This is a genomic window from Amphritea sp. (genome assembly GCF_048266285.1).
Lineage (GTDB): Bacteria > Pseudomonadota > Gammaproteobacteria > Pseudomonadales > Balneatricaceae > Amphritea.
The window spans coordinates 23708-40878 of record NZ_JBLWZV010000029.1; the positions used below are offsets into that span (position 1 = coordinate 23708).

General features: G+C 45.4%; 12 protein-coding genes. 3 read left to right on the forward strand and 9 right to left on the reverse strand.

The genetic code is table 11. From position 1 onward, the window contains the following. Positions 1-5 precede the first annotated feature (5 nt). From ACN0T0_RS18995 to ACN0T0_RS19035, 9 genes are all read right to left on the reverse strand, one after another. Entirely contained in the window at positions 6-1193 is a 1188-nt protein-coding gene (locus ACN0T0_RS18995; RefSeq protein ID WP_417228312.1) for a restriction endonuclease subunit S, read from the reverse strand. Continuing rightward, on the reverse strand, positions 1190-2731 hold the full coding sequence (locus tag ACN0T0_RS19000; RefSeq protein WP_417228313.1) for a type I restriction-modification system subunit M: 1542 nt from the start codon (positions 2729-2731) through the stop codon (positions 1190-1192). Before ACN0T0_RS19000 ends, ACN0T0_RS18995 begins: the two co-directional genes overlap by 4 nt. Beyond that, the gene (locus ACN0T0_RS19005; RefSeq protein ID WP_417228314.1) at positions 2728-3039 is read right to left on the reverse strand and encodes a hypothetical protein; all 312 of its coding nucleotides are present in this window, start codon (positions 3037-3039) and stop codon (positions 2728-2730) included. Before ACN0T0_RS19005 ends, ACN0T0_RS19000 begins: the two co-directional genes overlap by 4 nt. Positions 3040-3098: 59 nt before the next feature. Further along, a complete protein-coding gene (locus ACN0T0_RS19010) occupies positions 3099-6536 on the reverse strand; it encodes a DEAD/DEAH box helicase family protein (protein WP_417228315.1) in 3438 nt (1145 codons plus the stop codon). Between the two features lie 67 nt (positions 6537-6603). Continuing rightward, on the reverse strand, positions 6604-8106 hold the full coding sequence (locus tag ACN0T0_RS19015) for a sigma-54 interaction domain-containing protein (RefSeq protein WP_417228316.1): 1503 nt from the start codon (positions 8104-8106) through the stop codon (positions 6604-6606). A gap of 218 nt (positions 8107-8324) precedes the next feature. Then, positions 8325-8882, reverse strand: a complete 558-nt coding sequence (locus ACN0T0_RS19020) for a condensin complex protein MksE (protein WP_417228317.1) — start codon at positions 8880-8882, stop codon at positions 8325-8327. Continuing rightward, complete coding sequence (locus tag ACN0T0_RS19025; RefSeq protein ID WP_417228318.1) at positions 8875-10269, reverse strand: hypothetical protein; 1395 nt, start codon at positions 10267-10269, stop codon at positions 8875-8877. Before ACN0T0_RS19025 ends, ACN0T0_RS19020 begins: the two co-directional genes overlap by 8 nt. Then, complete coding sequence (locus ACN0T0_RS19030) at positions 10266-12611, reverse strand: hypothetical protein (RefSeq protein WP_417228319.1); 2346 nt, start codon at positions 12609-12611, stop codon at positions 10266-10268. Before ACN0T0_RS19030 ends, ACN0T0_RS19025 begins: the two co-directional genes overlap by 4 nt. Before the next feature lie 659 nt (positions 12612-13270). Further along, entirely contained in the window at positions 13271-14089 is an 819-nt protein-coding gene (locus ACN0T0_RS19035; RefSeq protein WP_417228320.1) for a hypothetical protein, read from the reverse strand. Between the two features lie 12 nt (positions 14090-14101). On the opposite strand from ACN0T0_RS19035, the gene ACN0T0_RS19040 reads away from it, so the two are divergent. The 3 genes from ACN0T0_RS19040 to ACN0T0_RS19050 all read left to right on the forward strand — a co-directional run bounded on the left by ACN0T0_RS19040 (position 14102) and on the right by ACN0T0_RS19050 (position 16753). Beyond that, positions 14102-14818 (forward strand): restriction endonuclease, encoded by a 717-nt coding sequence (locus ACN0T0_RS19040; RefSeq protein ID WP_417228321.1) that lies wholly within the window; start codon positions 14102-14104, stop codon positions 14816-14818. A 132-nt stretch (positions 14819-14950) separates the two neighbouring features. Continuing rightward, complete coding sequence (locus ACN0T0_RS19045; RefSeq protein ID WP_417228322.1) at positions 14951-16297, forward strand: phospholipase D family protein; 1347 nt, start codon at positions 14951-14953, stop codon at positions 16295-16297. Between the two features lie 186 nt (positions 16298-16483). Next, entirely contained in the window at positions 16484-16753 is a 270-nt protein-coding gene (locus tag ACN0T0_RS19050) for a transposase domain-containing protein (RefSeq protein ID WP_417228323.1), read from the forward strand. Positions 16754-17171: the final 418 nt, after the last annotated feature.

A 17171-nucleotide genomic window follows, 5' to 3' on the forward strand; every position in this document is an offset into this window, starting at 1 on the left:
GTACTTCATAACTTGCCGCTAAAGGCTTGCTGGCTAAGCGACTCAAAAATTGGCTGTTTGCCAAATGAGCTTAGCTTGAGCTTAAGGCATTTCATTTGCTCCACGACCCTACAAAATTTCAACTGTTCATCTATGGGAGGCAGAGGGATGCTTAGTCGTGACAGTATTTGTTGGTTAATATTTTGAATGTTTGCCCCCTGTCCCTCTTGCAACATTGCATGCTTCATAGAAGGCATACGGAATAGATAATTCAAGTATTCGGGTTCAATAAACTGATCTTCGACACGGTATCGAATACAAAAACCGCTGAACGTTAATTTTTCATCCGCAGGATAGACTGAGATACACCTGCCAACTAGAGCTTTATTTCCATTGGATCGCACAAAAACAAGATCACCATCTCTAATTAAGTAGTCTTGAGCTGGAACGTCATTCAATTCTATAAATCCAAGTGAAGCTACGTCGTCGATACTTGTTAACGACTTGAAATTGCCTACACCCAGATAGCGTAGAAGATTACCTGACTCTCCTTTCCCAAAATTCAGGCCATTCTTGAATGCTCCATGTTTTGGCAAAGAGGAGACGCCCCACCCCTTCGGATTACTCACCGGATCACCGAACATATCCAGAAACACGCTGCGGAGGAATTGGTCGGCGAGGTCGATGGCTTGCTGGCGTTTGCGGCGCAGGGCATCAGCTTTGTCGAGGATGGCGGCGATGCGCTTTTGCTCGGCTAGGGGTGGGAGGGGGATTTCAATCTCCCTTATCAAGGGCATATTTAAACCAGCCCGATCCTTATCCCCGGTTATATTCCGTATCTGCTGATATATAGACTTCAAATAATAAAAGAGATAATCAGAAAACAGTTCATCATTTCTATTTGGATTTATAGATACTATCGACTGGTTACACGTGGCATTCTCAATTCGCAATAACGCGACAGTTCCGCGAGTTTTACCTTGGCCATTTAACGCTATAAGTACGCTGTTCTTTGGTAAATAACGGGCATTCGAATTCTCGATAGCTAGTGAAGTAATTTTTTTCTCGCAATCAAATATTTCACCTTTATGAATATCGCCTGAAACAATCCAAGGAATGTCACCTCCTTCGTAATATTCGGGAACTTTCGTTTTTGGAGTGCCTCCTGTCATCAAGGAGCAGACATCGCCCACCTTTACTACAGGCCAACTCACAGCATCCCCTCCAACGCATCCAGATCCTGCTGAATCTCACTCTCCAATGTCTTCAGACGTGCCAGAATCACCTTCGGTGGATCATATTCCTCTGCCACATGCACCTGTTCTTTGTAGCGGTTCAGGGACAGGTCGTACTTGTTGGCAGCGATCTCATCGCGGCTAACCCAGAACGCTTTGGCAGTACGGTCGTTGGCCTCGGTGTCGGCTAATGCTTTGTCTCGGGCTTTAAACTGCGCCACTAGATCAGGTAGATCGTTAGCGTCGATCTTCTGGCGTTTATCATCTAATGAGAAGCCATCGGCCTGGACATCATAAAACCAGACGCTATCGGTCGCGCCACCTTTGGTGAAGATCAGGATGGCGGTGGAGACACCTGCATAGGGTTTGAATACACCGCTGGGCAGGCTGATCACCGCTTCTAGCTGATTATCGTCTACCAGATGCTGCCGCAGTTGCTGGTGTGCTTTACTGGAGCCAAACAACACACCGTCCGGCACAACCGTGGCACTGCGCCCGCCGAGCTTGAGCATGCGCATGATCAGGGCGACAAATAGCAGCTCTGTTTTTTTGGTTTTCACCACCCGCAGCAGTTTAGGGTCGATATCTTCTTCATCGAGACTGCCTTTAAACGGCGGGTTAGCGAGGATGATATCGAAGCCTTCGTTGGCTGCACCTGGGTGGCGCTCGCTGAAACGCTGGCTTAGGGTATCCTGATAATGAATATCGGGCTCGGCAACGCCGTGCATCACTAGGTTCATAGCGGCGATACGTAGCATCGTGGAGTCAAAGTCGAAGCCGTAGAACATATCGGTGTCTACATGGCGGCGGTGTTCATGCAGCAGGTCGCCGAGATAGGTCTTCTGTTCGACCTCTTCACCCTTTTCATTGGTAATGGTTTCGGTAATAACACCGTCAATAGAGCTGTATTTTTCCAGTAGATATTCATAGCTACTGGCAAGAAAACCGGCGGTGCCACAGGCGGGGTCAGCAATGCGATCGGTCGCCTCTGGGTCTAGGATCTCAACCATCGCACGGATGATATGACGTGGGGTACGAAACTGGCCATTGATACCTGCGGTGGAAAGTTTGGAAAGCAAATACTCATAAAGATCCCCCTTAGTATCACTGTTATCCAGCGGCAGCTCACTGATCATGGTGACCGCTTTGACCAGCAGACCGGGCTTTTGAATCATTAACTGTGCGTCTTTCATGAACTCAGCGAACAGGGTGCCCTCACCGGCTAAGTCTTTAAAATGAGGAAACACATCGTCCTTAACCACCTTATACATCTGTTCGGCAGGCAGATGACGGAAATTCTCCCAACGCACCGCTTGATCCATTTCTTTGAAGCGGTGATTAAAGGGTTTGCCGGTGCGCTCAGCCCGTTTTTCATCACGCCGCTCGTTCATGTCCAGCAAGCGGGCATACATCAGAAAGGTGATCTGCTCGATCACGGTCAGTGGATTGGCGATGCCGCCGGTCCAAAACTCTTCCCAGAGTTTATCAATCTTGTTTTTCAGTTCGCCAGTAATCATTCAGTTATCTCTTTTGAATCAATTAGTTGCCAGTGTTTAATAGCGGTTTCATTCAATGCATATAGCCCTGTACGCCCACCCTTAGATGCTGACTTTTGAGTTCTAGCCCTTACTTTGTACCCCTGCTGGGTAACTTTTAGAATCATTTCATGCTCATCTATCACTTCGATACTGTCAGCTTTAGTATTGCCTTTTTTTGACAAGCGAAAAGCCACGACGCCTGTATCTCTATTTTTCATACGGGCAGGATACAAAGCATCCCCTTCTACATGAATCAGCTGCAATTTACGGCACAACAATTCACTCATTACTTGTTAAATCCTTCATATATCAGGTTGGATCATTTAAATATGCACTAGGCTTTCGCTTAGGTGCGCCGAGCAGCATCACGTCGCTCACCCAGTTCAACCCCAAACTGTTTAATCAGCGCCACTAACGCGTCGGCCTGATTTGAATCGGTAAAGACCCCTTCTAAGCCATCACTGTGGACGCCGGTAAAGGGTTGTTCATAAAGCTGCGACACGTTGATGGTGCCGAACTTACATAGGTGGTTTTTCAACAACGCGATAAAACGCTGCTGTCGACTGTTAAGGTTTATGTGGTGCTGCTGTACAAACGCGGTGAAGGCGACTTCAACGCCTTTTTCATCCATGCCGATCAGAGTGCGCAGCAGCTGATCCAGACTGGCACCGGAATCGGGGAAAAACTCTTTGAGGGTATCCAGGTCTAGGTTGGGATTCTGAATATGCACCAGCGCGTTCAGCTGAGTCAGCTCTTCTTCACTAACCGCTTCACCGTTGCGGATTTTAGCCAGCACCGGATCGCGCTCAAACAACGGCGCAAGGGTCTTCTCCACTTCTTGGCGGAAAATCTGGTAATCGACGGTGACAATATGTGTGGGTCGGTCGCTGATCTGGTATTCCGCCGCATCCTCCTTTATATCCAACACCGGCAACGGCTCCGGCGTGGGTGCCGCACCCTTATCACGCAGATGAATAATACCACGCAAAGCAAGACGCTGTGATTCCAGAGACTCAAAAGAGACCGGCTGCCAGAACTCATCCTGCTGAATAGCTTTGATGGCTTCAGCTTTAGCCCGCACCGGATTAAGGTGCATAGAGAGCTGACCCACTTTGGTCAGCACCGGTAGTTTGGCCACATCCATTTCGCTCGGATTAGTAAGACAGATAAATTGCAGCTCTGTTAGCTGCAGGTCCCAGCGCAGAGCTTCCGACTGCCCCTTGATATCACGCCATTGCATCAGCGGTGCCAACTCGGTGTGCAGCAGTTGACGGGTATCCGGTGCGAAACTATTCAAACACTTCTCGTCGCTGAGCTGCGCCTTGAGCTGCCAGTTATCGCGCACCGCAATACAGCGGTCATCCAAAGCATCGATATCAGCCTTGATCAACTCAATCACTTGCTTAAACAGATCCATTTCAGCCTTTTTCAGCGCTGTTTCTGCCAAGTTGAGCCGAGCTTCAAACAGTTTTTCACACAATGATTTACTAGGGCGGCCTTCATCTTCGGGAGGGTCCATCTCAAAGTAATCAAAATTACCCCAGTGATCGAAGATTAAAAAGTGCGTCTTAGGCTTACCGGGGCCATAGAGATCTTCGCAAAGGCGCGTACCTCGCCCAACCATCTGCCAGAACTTGACCTTGGATTTAACTGGTTTGGCGAATACTAGGTTAACCGCCTCAGGTACATCGATGCCGGTATCCAGCATGTCCACCGATACGGCGATGGTGATCTGATCACTTGAGCCATCCGTCTTTTTAAAGTCATCAATCAGCTCTTCTGCTCGCTTATATTGAGAATGAATAACGCGACAGAAGTTACCACCGTGCTGAGGGTACATCTCTGCAAATAGTTCGGCGAGTAATTCTGCATGTCGTATTGAGCGAGCGAAGATAATGGTCTTGCCGGGCAACTGACCATCCAGATCACGTACACCCAGCTCCATCAGGTTACGCAAAATAGCACGGTTGGTATCTTTGTTGTACACCGCCTTATCAATATCGGTGGCACTGAAATCTAGCTCATTGGGATCGAAACCCTGATCTTCTAATTCGGCGATCTGATCATCTGTTAGAGAGTGGCCCTTAATACCCTCACGTAAAAACTGAGTGGTATGAGTGACTACGCGAAAGGGTACCAAATTGCCATCTTCCACCGCCTGCTCCAACGGATAGCTGGCAGTCGGCAGTTTGTAATCACAACCGAATAGACGACAAGTCGACCGACTGACCATCTCAACTGGCGTTGCGGTAAGACCAACCTGACGGGCATCAAAATACTTAAACAGATCGCCATAAACGTTATAGACCGAGCGATGAGATTCATCGGCAATGACGAGATCAAAATAACCCACATCGAACTGCTCATAGATCCCCATCATGCCTGGATAGGTCGCGATATAGATACGTGCGTTGTGTTGATCCTGCTTTTTACTGCGCCCCACCACATAGAGCGGTTCTTTAATGAACTCGCTATAAGCATTCTTCGCCTGTTTTCTCAGCTCTTTTCGGTCGCATAGAAACAGTACCCGCTTGGCCCAACCAGCATCTAACAACCGCTTAGTCAGAGCGATAGAAACTCGCGTTTTACCGGTACCGGTGGCCTGCACGACCAGCGCCTTACGGTGTCCCTGACTGAAGCGTTCACTGACACGGGTGATTGTTTCCATCTGATAGAGACGACCGGCGATCGTGGTATCGATGGGCGTCGTATTAAGATTCTTGCGATGCTTACGTTGGTTAATCAGATATTGCAGACTGTCTTTACCGTAACAGCCATAGAGTTTGCGTGGCACAGTATCCAGCACATCATCCCAGATCCAGATATCGTAACCATTGGTATAGAAAATGACTGGTCGTTGAGCGTGTTTTTTTTCCAAGGCATCAGCATAGAGCTTACCCTGCTGACGACCTTTTTCAGGGTTCTCACGGGCTCTCTTGGCTTCAACCACCGCCAACGGTTTACCGTTATCATCCCAGAGCACATAATCGCAGTAACCTATACCTGACGGCGTTGGTTGACCGTCAACTTCATGCTCAAGAGTGACTTGATCTGTATTCACTCCCTTCAGGCCCACATCCCACCCAACAATACGCAGCTCACTATCGATTAAGCGGCGGCGAGTCTCTGCTTCGTTGAGATCGAGAGTATTCGTGGCCTGATCGCTGCCTTTAACAAAGGCGTCAGACTTAACCTGATTGATCTGCTGCTTTAGCTTTGAAGCTACGCGCTGAGCTTCCTGCTCAGCTTGTTGAGCAGCTTCTAACTCTTTCAGCGCACTTTCTAATTGGGCAGATTGGGAAGCCAGTTTTTCCTGTAATGCTTTATTCTTCTTTTTAAACTCAGCTTTAGCACTGGACGTTTGAGGTAGTTTAGGTGGATGAAAATCAGGACATTGCTCGCGACTCCCGCCTCCCTGAGCGATGAATAACCAGCAGCCTAGATGATAAGCTTCTTCGACTAACCAAACCGACGTCTCCGCTGTGACATTCCCCTCATGAGCTGCTTTATTACCATGCATACGAATAGCATGCAGCTTATCAAGGATTACCTTAGGTACAACGGTGGTGAAACTGCCGTTATTCAAACGATCCATAAATGTCGCATTAGGTTCGGAAGGAAGCTTGAGTTCGCTATAAATAACCCCAACCAATTTCTCTACATAGCACCGCAGCTTAACCAGCGAGCTTTGCGGGTCGAGATAGGCATAGGTCTCAGCAAAAGCGCCGAGATCTGCCAACTGTGGCCAGGATTTTCTAAGATTTTCAAAGTTCATAGACTTCATGTCATTTTGTCCGTTATTACATCCTGTACTTCACATATCGTGCCAGCTTTAAAGAAGCTACACTTTTTTACTCGTTGATATCAAGCTTATCGATCCAGTTGGTTAGCGTTTGATGATTGCTTAATCCTAACAGCTTAGCTGCCTTACCCTTCTGACCAGACGTCAAACGCAGTGCCTCTTCTATGCAGTAACGCTTTGTATTATCAATGATTTCTGCAAGATTTACGCCGAGAGAAACATCTATATCAAGGTTACTTTGATCGGCTTTCCTGCTCCGCTGAATCATAGCACGCTGCAGGTGTTCTACCTCTAAAATCTCACCCTCTGACCAGATAGAAGCCCGCAATAACGTGTTCCAGAGTTCCCGAATATTTCCCGGCCACCCCTGTTGTTTAATAAATTCTATTGCAGATTCGGAAAGTTTTTTACTTTTATACCCCGGTTGCTGTTCCGCTTCGCGGTTAAGCTGATCCATCAATGCCATCAACAGCTCAGGAATATCATCCCCCCTCTCTCGTAATCGCGGCAGGTGAACGATACCGACGGCCAGTCGATAAAACAGATCTTCCCGAAAAGAGCCTTCCTCTATCATCGCCAAAAGGTCACGATGTGTAGCGGCTATCACCCGAACATCGATTTTATGCGGTTTACTACTACCAACAGCATTGATCTCTTTCTCTTGTAAGGCCCGAAGCAATTTTGCCTGCGCTTCCAGCGGTAATTCACCTATTTCATCCAGAAACAATGTACCGCCATCGGCTTCATCAAAAAAGCCTTTTCGATCTGCGTCAGCACCGGTAAACGCTCCTCGTTTGTGACCAAATAACTGAGAGTCGATAAGGGTTTCGGGAATCGCACCACAGTTCACTGGGATAAAGGATTTACCCGACCGTGGAGAGGCTTTATGAATAGCTTTAGCAACCACCTCTTTACCCGTGCCAGAATCCCCCTGAATGATCACCGGCAAGTTTCGCGGTGCCAACCTCTTAGCCATTTCTATTGCTTCATTCATCATCACGGAGTGACTCTGAATATGCTCGAAATAGCTATCCAATGCGGGTGAGGACGCTGCCAGTTTGCCTAACACACCATCCTGATGGTCCAGATAAGCTAATGCGATATCAAAGGGTAGCTCGACCATAGAAAGGCCACTTTGCACAGACGTTTGAACCAATTGAGTATTGAAGACGCCCTTACCTAGCAATAACCAGGTAGCTATCATCGCTGGGGTACCGGACGAAAGATTGAGAGTGATCAGAGAACCCGCCGCTGAGAGTTTTTGAAGCTCGTCATTGGCGACATTATAAATACTGGGATAATGGATTGGGCTTTCTAATTTAGCGAAATGTATCGATATACTCGCCTTACGATTCTGCTTACTTACTTGCGCTGTCAGCCATTGCTGATAACCTTCGATCTCATCCTTCCAGTTGTTCGCAAGAATTCTAACTTCATCGAAAGGTGCATCAGAATCCAGAAGAATCGAGGCAATTGGACCTCGCAGCTCGTTGCCTACTGCATCCAGATCATGTCGACCGAGCCAGCTAAGCAAAATCCTTTTCTTGATCACGTGAATACCCTTTTACAAGTTTGTAAAAGAATTTACCACGTTGTTTTTCTCATGTCTTTAGTCACAAACTCAGCACCCCCACCTCTAGACCATCGACGTGATGAGCTAGCAGTTACATATAGATTAAGCATCTAACCGAAACATAACGTGAAGATAAATCTTCGGGAACCAAAATAAAAAAACAACCAAAAACTAGTCACTAGAAAGATAAATAAAGCCTAATCGCCAATATTCTCAGCAAAGTTAGTATTGCGGAAAACCTCGTCAAAAAAACCTTTGCCTGCAGAAGTCAGAACAAGATTAGCCTTCGCATTACGGTAAGCAATCCTTCTCCCTATCAGAAGATTCTGTATTGAGTTGTCCAGTGACCCCTTTAATCCACAGGCAAGTAGAATCTCCCTCTTCTCTTCAGTATCAATTTGATTAAGCAAACTCTCATTCACACCGGCATCATGCGTAGTTAATATTTCAAAATCATATCCTAGCTCGTGAATACCCCGCGCAATTACCATGAGTAAAGCATGTATTTTCATGGCAACATCGCTTAACTGTTCATCTCTCTCGTAAGAACGAACAAATGCAAATCCTCCACTAAGTACCAGTTCATAGCCGATATTGTCATACATCTCTCGATAGTAGCTGTCGTAATTTTTAAATAACTCCTCGTATAAAGGATCAGACTGCATAGTACCATCTGTAGAATAGATCAAATCATTGATGACACGTCCATTGAACAGCTCACGGAATATTTTCTGGCTTAATGATTTATCAATCATGTTGTTGTCCTAGTGAAAGCGGATAGTAATCCAGACACATGCCTGAGTAGCTTATCTGTCGTAATTCAAAAACAGGTAGCAAAGGACATGGTAATCGACTGCGAAGCCATCCTAAGCTATCCAATAGATCAGACAGCACATATCCCTTAAGGTGTGCTTGTAAAAACTCATGTAGAAATACGTGGACATCTTCATGCGCGACCGGCAATTCACACTGTTCGATGAGTCTCTGGATTTTACGTTTACGTCGCGTTACTTCTTGCTCTTTACGGTATGCATCATTATCCAACCCAGTTAAACGAACTAACTGCTTAGATTCTGTATCTCGAAGCTTTGGAAGTGCAACGCGCAGGTGTTCTGCAAATAATAACGACTGATGTTCATTTCCCCATTCCAATTTCGCGTCAAACTTCTGCCCCTTAAGCCCATTAAATATATGAGCAAGAGCGAAAACATCTGAATTATTGGCAAGGTATTTCGTGTTCAGCTTACCGTCTTGTAGGTTCTGTGCTTCTGCCCTTAAATCGTTGAAGACAGCTTCAATGCAATCATATTGTTGCCGCTGCCTGGCACTCTGTCGTACATAACGCTCTAATGTTTTACGAATCAGCTCAACATCTTTCGCGTAAGAACGAATACTATTTTTAGCGAAGAGTACCCTCTGGCTAATCACAGGCAGTCCTGCTTTTTCTAGCAATACGGCTATCTCGCCTATAGCGGTTAACGCAGGCAGACCCGACTTCAGATTTTCTTGCTCATTCAGAAACTGTAATGTCGGCAAGACATGGCGTTGATAGATACGACTGATCTCTTCAAGCGCCTTATTAACCTGTTGTGTCTGCTCAAGATTACTGAAGTCATGTTCTTCAATAATCTTGGATAAGTGCTCGGCTTGCCCTTGAAGGCTACTAACATTCTGCTTAATACGTCCGAGGGTAGTACGGACATTCTCATAAAAAGCACCGAGAATTTCCTCAAAAACCACATCACCTTGAAACATCACACACGTTTGCATCCGCTCAAGGCTATGGTTCAAACTTTGCCTGAGCACTTCAAGCTGCTCACTAGAAAGTTCACGTAGCCGACTACGATCAAAATGGCGAAACATATCCAACACAAAGTTTTGCAGCACCAATATTCCACGATGCTTATCCAGCTCAATTAACAACCCTGCACGCAATAAATTTTCCGGCTCAAAAACTTCCTGAAGTCGGCGCTTTTCACGCTCATCACTTTGCCGATTTAAAAGAGCCCTTATCGACTCATAGTAAAGTGACAAGGGAATCTCTTCCCCCAACTCTTGAGCATCCAAGTAGTCTATAAGTTTGAAAAAAACGTCTTTCTGCTCAATCATCACGATCAGTGTTTTATCAGTTGCAACACTCATCCCCGCACAACCTCTCCCTGACTCACTTTTTCATCGACTGATATATGCTCAGACCTATCCCCCGGTTCACTCGCTTCATGCGAGTTCTCCTCTTGATATAAACGCTCGCAGCGGCTGTGATAAATAACTTTTCGTTGATCGCTATAACTAGCCGTGGTCGCACTAAATGACCCCAGACTCACATAGTTTTTAACCGCCGCCACAATTTCTGAAGATATATCAGGACTTGCACCGAATAATACAAAGCCGTGATTTTCAGCAATATGAGTTGCCGTTTGTAGGTTTGCTCGGTCCAAAGACCCCATCTCATCCATCACCAAGGGAATACAGATTGCAGCATCACTTCTGAGTAAACGTTTAATCAAAATCGACAACAACAAACAGTTCACCATACTGGTGGTACCATTTGACTGTTCCTTGTCATCAAACTGCTCTTGGCCCTCCAGCTTGTAACGATAGAATACTTTCTGAATAATCTGATCCATGCTCAACGTAGGTATACTGTTCGTGGTGCGCTTAAAAAACTCGTCACAAAAGTCGTTCAACCGAGTATATAATCGGGCATCATGCAGCTCATCAGTATGAAAATTAATCTTTTCTAATTCAGATAACAACTGCTTAAAGCGGGGATGCAGTGAAAAACTCACCTGAATTTCTATCAGATTAGAAAGCTTATACTGCCTAAACTGTTGATTGATCTCCTGGCCAAAGGTACTAATCTGCTTGGCTGCACCACTGAGCTCAGCCATCTTTATCGAAGTTTCTTTGTTGTGTGCTCTCACAGAATCACGATGATTGTGTAGCCCCGCATCTAAGGTATCAAAAGCCTGTTTTATCTGCTGCCGATATTGCTTAAGATCCTTAAGCGATAAGGTTGAAAAACCAGCTGTTGTATCACTCTCCAACAAACCAGCTTTAAGTAACATCGCCATTTGTTCACGCATTGTTTCCCCCAAAGCCTGCAATGCATGAAAACGTTGGCGAAGAGTCACCACCATCTCATCATTTACCTCTGTGGGTTCTGCCACCAACTGCCTTAACCAGACAGTAATAACTGGAGCATAGTTATCCTTCATCATCTTCAATTGAGACGCCTGATCATTCATAGAACGCTGTTCACCGAGTAAACCCTTAACTACCTGATCAGCAGCACTAAGCTCTTTAGACAAGAGATCAGCTTTCTCTCGGGCTTCTTCTTTTTGATGCTCCAGCTGCGTTTGTTCGCTTATCAACTCACCGATTTGCTTATCATATTCTTCAGCTTCAACTTTCAAAACACGATGAGACTTGATCAGATCTAAGTCATCTTTTGTTGCCTCTAGCTCTTTATGTTTGTGAGCTAGTGATAACTGTAATTCTGCTGATGACTCTTTATTTAATTTGCCTAAATCAGATAATTCGTTATTCACTTTTCTTAATGAAGAGATAGCATCATCCCGTTCCCGCTCCCATTGCCGACGCTGCTCCATCAAACTGTATCGTTTAAGAGGAGCATTGATTAATGGCTGATTTAAAAATGAAAGGCCTTGATCTGAAAGGTTAAACAACGAGATAAACTGCTGAATAATATCCCGCTGTTCATTACTAGGCGTCACCTTTAAGGTAGCAAAACGCTCATTCAGATTAAAAAATACAGCCGCTGTATCAACATCCAAGGATTCTAAAAAGCCTATCCCTTGCTGTTCTAACAGTTCCGACCGCCGTGAAATAGCATTCTGATACTGTTTAGATTCTTGAATTAAATTTTCCATTCGGCGCTGGCGGCTTTCAGCATTCTGTAAGCTATCATAAGCTAACTGGAGATTATCACGATGTGTTTTAAGAGCAGATTCAAGCTGTTCTTGATCAAAGCAATCTGGGTATGCTGCTGCAATTTTGGCTATACGTGAGAGTTTTTTATTAAGCTGGTCCACTTTACGCTGATCAGACTTCAACTGCCCTGCTAGCACCTTTGACTTGCCATCAGCATCCAAAAATCGCTTTCTATTTACCTCGTGAGCATCGTCGCAGGCTTTTTGCTCTTTATTCGCTTTCTCCAAAGACTCTGCGTTGAGCATCATGCGCTTTTCCAACGCAGCAGTTAAATTAAGAAACTGCTGTGCAACATGGCGCGAATCACGATCATACTGTCGGTAGTTATCATCAAATTTCTGCCAATCAGGCAAATAATTTTGGATTAGCTGTAAGCGGTCACCTGCTCGTTTGAGGTCATTATAGTTTTGCAGAATAGCTGCGAAATCGACTGAGACCTTTTCAGCATCTCGTTGCTTCTCTCCCTCAATGATTGTTGCGACCGCAGTAGGCAGTGTTTGATCATCCTTGGCACTAATATCAAATGCCAAATGAATTAATTGGCGCCAGGCTTTAATCTCTCCAGCCGTCCCCCCTTGCTTTAGCGGTAGCAAACAAAAACGCCCTAGCCGAGCATCTAACTGCTTTTCACTGAATAGACGATCTTTGAGTGTCTTAACGTCGCCCAACGACTCGGCTTTAAACAAAGCCAACTCAGATAACAATCCTTTTAGCGACAACTCGACAACAGGTGAACCCAATCCGGCATTCTCAGAACTGGAGAAATCCCAGAACAGGTGACGTATCTCAGCATAACCGCATGGTACAGCCATGCGACCGTAGCTTAACTCTCGACCACCTCGATGCAACACCAAGCAGAAAGTACCATGTACATTTTCTGCCTCGAGAATGATGAAAGATCGATCTTCAGGAAAGTAATATTGATAACTTTCCGGGCCTTGATATTCCTTGCCATTTGCTCCTTTGAAACCAAACTTTTTTTCACATGAGCGAAAGTTCTCTTCTGGCAAAAGAAATAATTTTAGTGCATTCAGCATGGACGTTTTGCCCAAATTATTCCGTCCGAATAATGCCGTATGTTGATCTACACGAATTTCGGTATAGGCATATGCTGCGCTATTCACAAAAATAAGCTGGCGGATGATAAAACGATCTAAAAAAGCGTTTCCCTGCTCCATAACTTCCCTTACTAACGATTCAAATATGTTTCTTGCTCTAACTTCCGTTGCGAAGCGCGAAGCAGATTAATTAATGTATCTATTTCTGGCGATTTATCTATGTACCTTAACAACTCTGTTCGCTCTTCTGCGCTCAGAAACCACTCAGACTTATGCAAACGGTCTTCTAAATCAGCAGGCAATATAAATGATAATGCCCCCTGCTCAACCTGACTTAATAACGAGCAGAACATCCTTATCCCACCGGGATCCAGATCAAATAGACAATAAATCCGACGATAACGACGTAGAAATGGCATATGTAATTGATTGGTGATCTGGTTTCCTGCTCCAAAAATAACATCTAATTGACTACACTGAATGTCAACTCCCCAACTCACCAATAGATCAAGAGTTGCATGTAGTGCGATAAAATTTTCAAGGTTTTCCACCAGCAGCACAGAGTCTGCAATCTCAGCAGGACATACAACTTTATCGGCATCAAACCACACAACCACAGGATGCGGCTCAGATATAGTCCGCATTAACAAATAGGAGCCACTAACCGAAGCACGATGACTATCGCCACTCAACGCGGCCGACACCCGGCTACCTGATTCGTGCATCTGAAAACGTAGACAAATCTCTTCAAATATTTTCTGATCAAGCACCGTTATGCGAAAGCGCTTAGGTTTAACCAATACAGCATCAAAAACCTCCCGAATGGTGAGTTCAGATATCTGTTTTTTAATCAGCTCCTTACAGAACAGAGAATAGTTAATTAACCTCCCTGATTGAATATCTGATAAGTAGCCTGCCAGCTTAGAAGAAGGCTTTTCTTGTAATTCCATCTCGCCACCCTATTGATAATACTTGAATTATTGATATCGTCACTTATAAAATCAAATGAAATGTACGAAGAAGTTGTCGAGCTAGAAAAGTTTGACGAAGATACGCTGGCCGTTTTACACAATCCAGAGAAAAGCAGCCAGACAGAAATCGGCTATCGCTTGGCTTGGGCACGCACTTATCTTAAAAAAGCAGGATACTTGGAAAACTCTGCTCGTGGTGTTTGGGCCCTAACAGATAAGGCGAAGCAGTCAGAAGAGATTGATAGCCGGGAAATAGTCAGCCACGTACGCTCTTTAGATAAAAAGACAAGCAAAGACTCCGAGGACCCAACTGACCCTGCTACAGCCATTGATGAGTCACCTGAAGAAACACTCGCATGGCGAGAGCGTCTTCATCATATTTTGATAGAAGAAATGAGCCCAGATGCGTTTGAACGTCTGACTCAGCGTATGTTACGTGAGTCAGGTTTTGTGCATGTTAAGGTTACCGGCCGAACCGGTGATGGCGGGATTGACGGCAAAGGCATTGCTCGCATCAACGGCTTAATGAGCTTTCACATTTGCTTTCAATGTAAAAAGTACAAAGGCTCTGTTGGATCACCAGAAATTCGTGACTTCAGAGGTGCCACCGTTGGCCGAGCAGACAGAGGCATGTTTATTACAACCGGTAGCTTTACTAAACCGGCGATTGAAGAAGCCAACCGAGATGGTGCGGCACCTATTGATTGAGTAGGTGGTGACCTGCTCGCAGACAAACAGAAAGAACTGGCACTAGGTGTAAAAACGGAACTTGTTGAAAAGGTAACCTTAGATCCTGAGTGGTTTTTAGGTTTGTAGCCTGCATTTAAAAGGAAGTTATTCATGAAGTTCATTGCAAATCGCATCAATGGGGTGCATTTACGAGATATTTTGCCGAGTACCAAGCATGACATTGAAGGTGTATATGCAGCAATAGCCTACGGCTCTAGAAGCGTCAATGAAAAAGAAGACTTGATTGGCAACTGCCTAGAGAACAAGCTTCGCTTAGATATATGGATGAGATATGACCACACTGTTCCTGTGGCAGTACCTGTTCTTAAGCGTTTGTTGAATAATCATCGGAATAATGTCTTCTGCAAATTGATACCAGACTACTTACACGCAAAAGTCATTTGGTGGAAAGGTTACGGTGCGTATATTGGATCGGCCAACTTGACTGACAGAGCTTGGATTACCAATATCGAAGCAGGCATATTCCTTAGTGAGGATGACCTTCAAACGAGCGGAATGATTATTGAGATTGAAGGCTTCTTCGAGCGACTTCAAGAATTAGATGTTGCATTTCCTTTATCAGAGGAAGTTATACTTGAAATGGAGAAGCTCGAACAACTCAGGGGCGACACTGACGACAAAGGGAAATCCCAAAGAAAGATACCTGAATGGAACGGCCCAAGCTTTGAAAACAAACAAAAAGCACATGATCGACGAAAAGAAAGCTTTCGCAAAGAGTGGCATGAGACACTAACAACGCTAAGAAATATTGGATCAGAGCTGCAGGATCGTCGACCATCATGGGTAAACTCTGAAACGCCAGTCGAATGGCAAGTGGATCAATTTCTACACGCTTACTATTACAATAAAGTCTCAGACGGGCTAAGAAAACCCTTTGAAGACTTTTATCAGTTAAATAAAAAAAATCCCCAAAGCGCCTTAGAAGATGCTATTTCATGGTGGCAAGCTACAACGACGCCGCCTTCTAAGGAAGATCTCACATTTAATTCCTCAGCCCCTTATATTAGAGAAAAACTCCGTAAAGAAAATATTTTAACAATATCAGTGGACGAGTTTTCTCGGATTTGTTACGACACTCACGCCACTAAAGATCATGTTATTAAAATTAATTTAGCTACTTTAGGGCGGCCAGATTTATCAACTCTGTCTAGGGATAAACGCATACCGCTCTTTGCAAACTGGCTACTATCTCAGCACAACAAAAAAGGTTGGGATGTCCGCAAGCTGTTGCACTTTGTATTATATGAAGGTAACGATGAATCTCTATGGGAGCGCCTTTACGCCGCAGCTAAAATAGATGACTATAGCTTGCCCCATTACGGATTAAACTCCTTAGCTGAACTCGTAGGTTGGGCGCGACCTGAGGTGGCGCCTCCTAGAAATGGACGAACAAGCAAAGCGTTACGCGCTTTGGGTTATGATGTCCGCATATATTAAAGACTCGCACTCTCTTCGTTTAAACAAGCCATTCAACCTTCGACCTCCATCCCATACCCAGCGCATTAGCTGGGCTGGGCGGACCCGAAATGAGCATATTAAGCTACGTCTTGCTGCGCTGCTTCGGAACCGGACGAGCGATCAGCTATGCTCGCAAATAATGGGATAGCCTGAAGCGCTACCTTGATGATGGCCGACAACAACGCCGCTGAGCGGGCTATCCGCCCGCTAGCGCTGGGGCGGAAGAGTCACCTGTTCACCGGTTCTGAGGATGGAGGGCATTATGGTGCTGCGCTTTATAGCATCATGGGCACAGCGAAGCTCAACGGTATCGACCCAAAGGCCTATCTGACAGCCGTGCTAAAACGAATCAACAATACCAAGACCACAGATGTTGAAAGTCTGCTGCCTTGGAGTATCAATCTCAATGACTCACAGGTAACCGAAGCAATCTAGGGCGTGAGCAGTCTACGCTTACGAATGAAATCATCAACCTTGCTGACTGATTTCACTCAAGCTGATAACAATAATAAAGGGATAGACGTTTGCGCGTTACAAATTAGTGCGAACAGATTGCTGACTACCAGGTCAGCAACCTGCGAGTATGAAAATAATAGCGCCATATTTTTGCCACCAACAGGCATACTTGCACTCAACCGCTTTACCCATACTTGCCATTGCAAGTATGGGGGTGTTCGGCGGGTACCGACGACGGAATCCCCCGTAACGACGAAGGAGTGGAGAGGGGTGAGAACCCCCGGCCCTGGATGTAAATAGCGCTGTAGAGGGTCAAGCTGGAACGCAAAAAATCACGCTGTTTGTGATTTTTGAGTAGAGCTTGACGCTCGGAATCGCTATTGAAAGGAAGGGCGCA

Coding starts and splice junctions, on each gene's coding strand:
- ACN0T0_RS19000 (WP_417228313.1), bottom strand. CDS start 2,731: ATGATTACTGGCGAACTGAAAAACAAGATTGATAAACTCTGGGAAGAG.
- ACN0T0_RS19005 (WP_417228314.1), bottom strand. CDS start 3,039: ATGAGTGAATTGTTGTGCCGTAAATTGCAGCTGATTCATGTAGAAGGG.
- ACN0T0_RS19010 (WP_417228315.1), bottom strand. CDS start 6,536: ATGAAGTCTATGAACTTTGAAAATCTTAGAAAATCCTGGCCACAGTTG.
- ACN0T0_RS19020 (WP_417228317.1), bottom strand. CDS start 8,882: ATGATTGATAAATCATTAAGCCAGAAAATATTCCGTGAGCTGTTCAAT.
- ACN0T0_RS19025 (WP_417228318.1), bottom strand. CDS start 10,269: ATGAGTGTTGCAACTGATAAAACACTGATCGTGATGATTGAGCAGAAA.
- ACN0T0_RS19035 (WP_417228320.1), bottom strand. CDS start 14,089: ATGGAATTACAAGAAAAGCCTTCTTCTAAGCTGGCAGGCTACTTATCA.
- ACN0T0_RS19045 (WP_417228322.1), top strand. CDS start 14,951: ATGAAGTTCATTGCAAATCGCATCAATGGGGTGCATTTACGAGATATT.
- ACN0T0_RS19050 (WP_417228323.1), top strand. CDS start 16,484: ATGATGGCCGACAACAACGCCGCTGAGCGGGCTATCCGCCCGCTAGCG.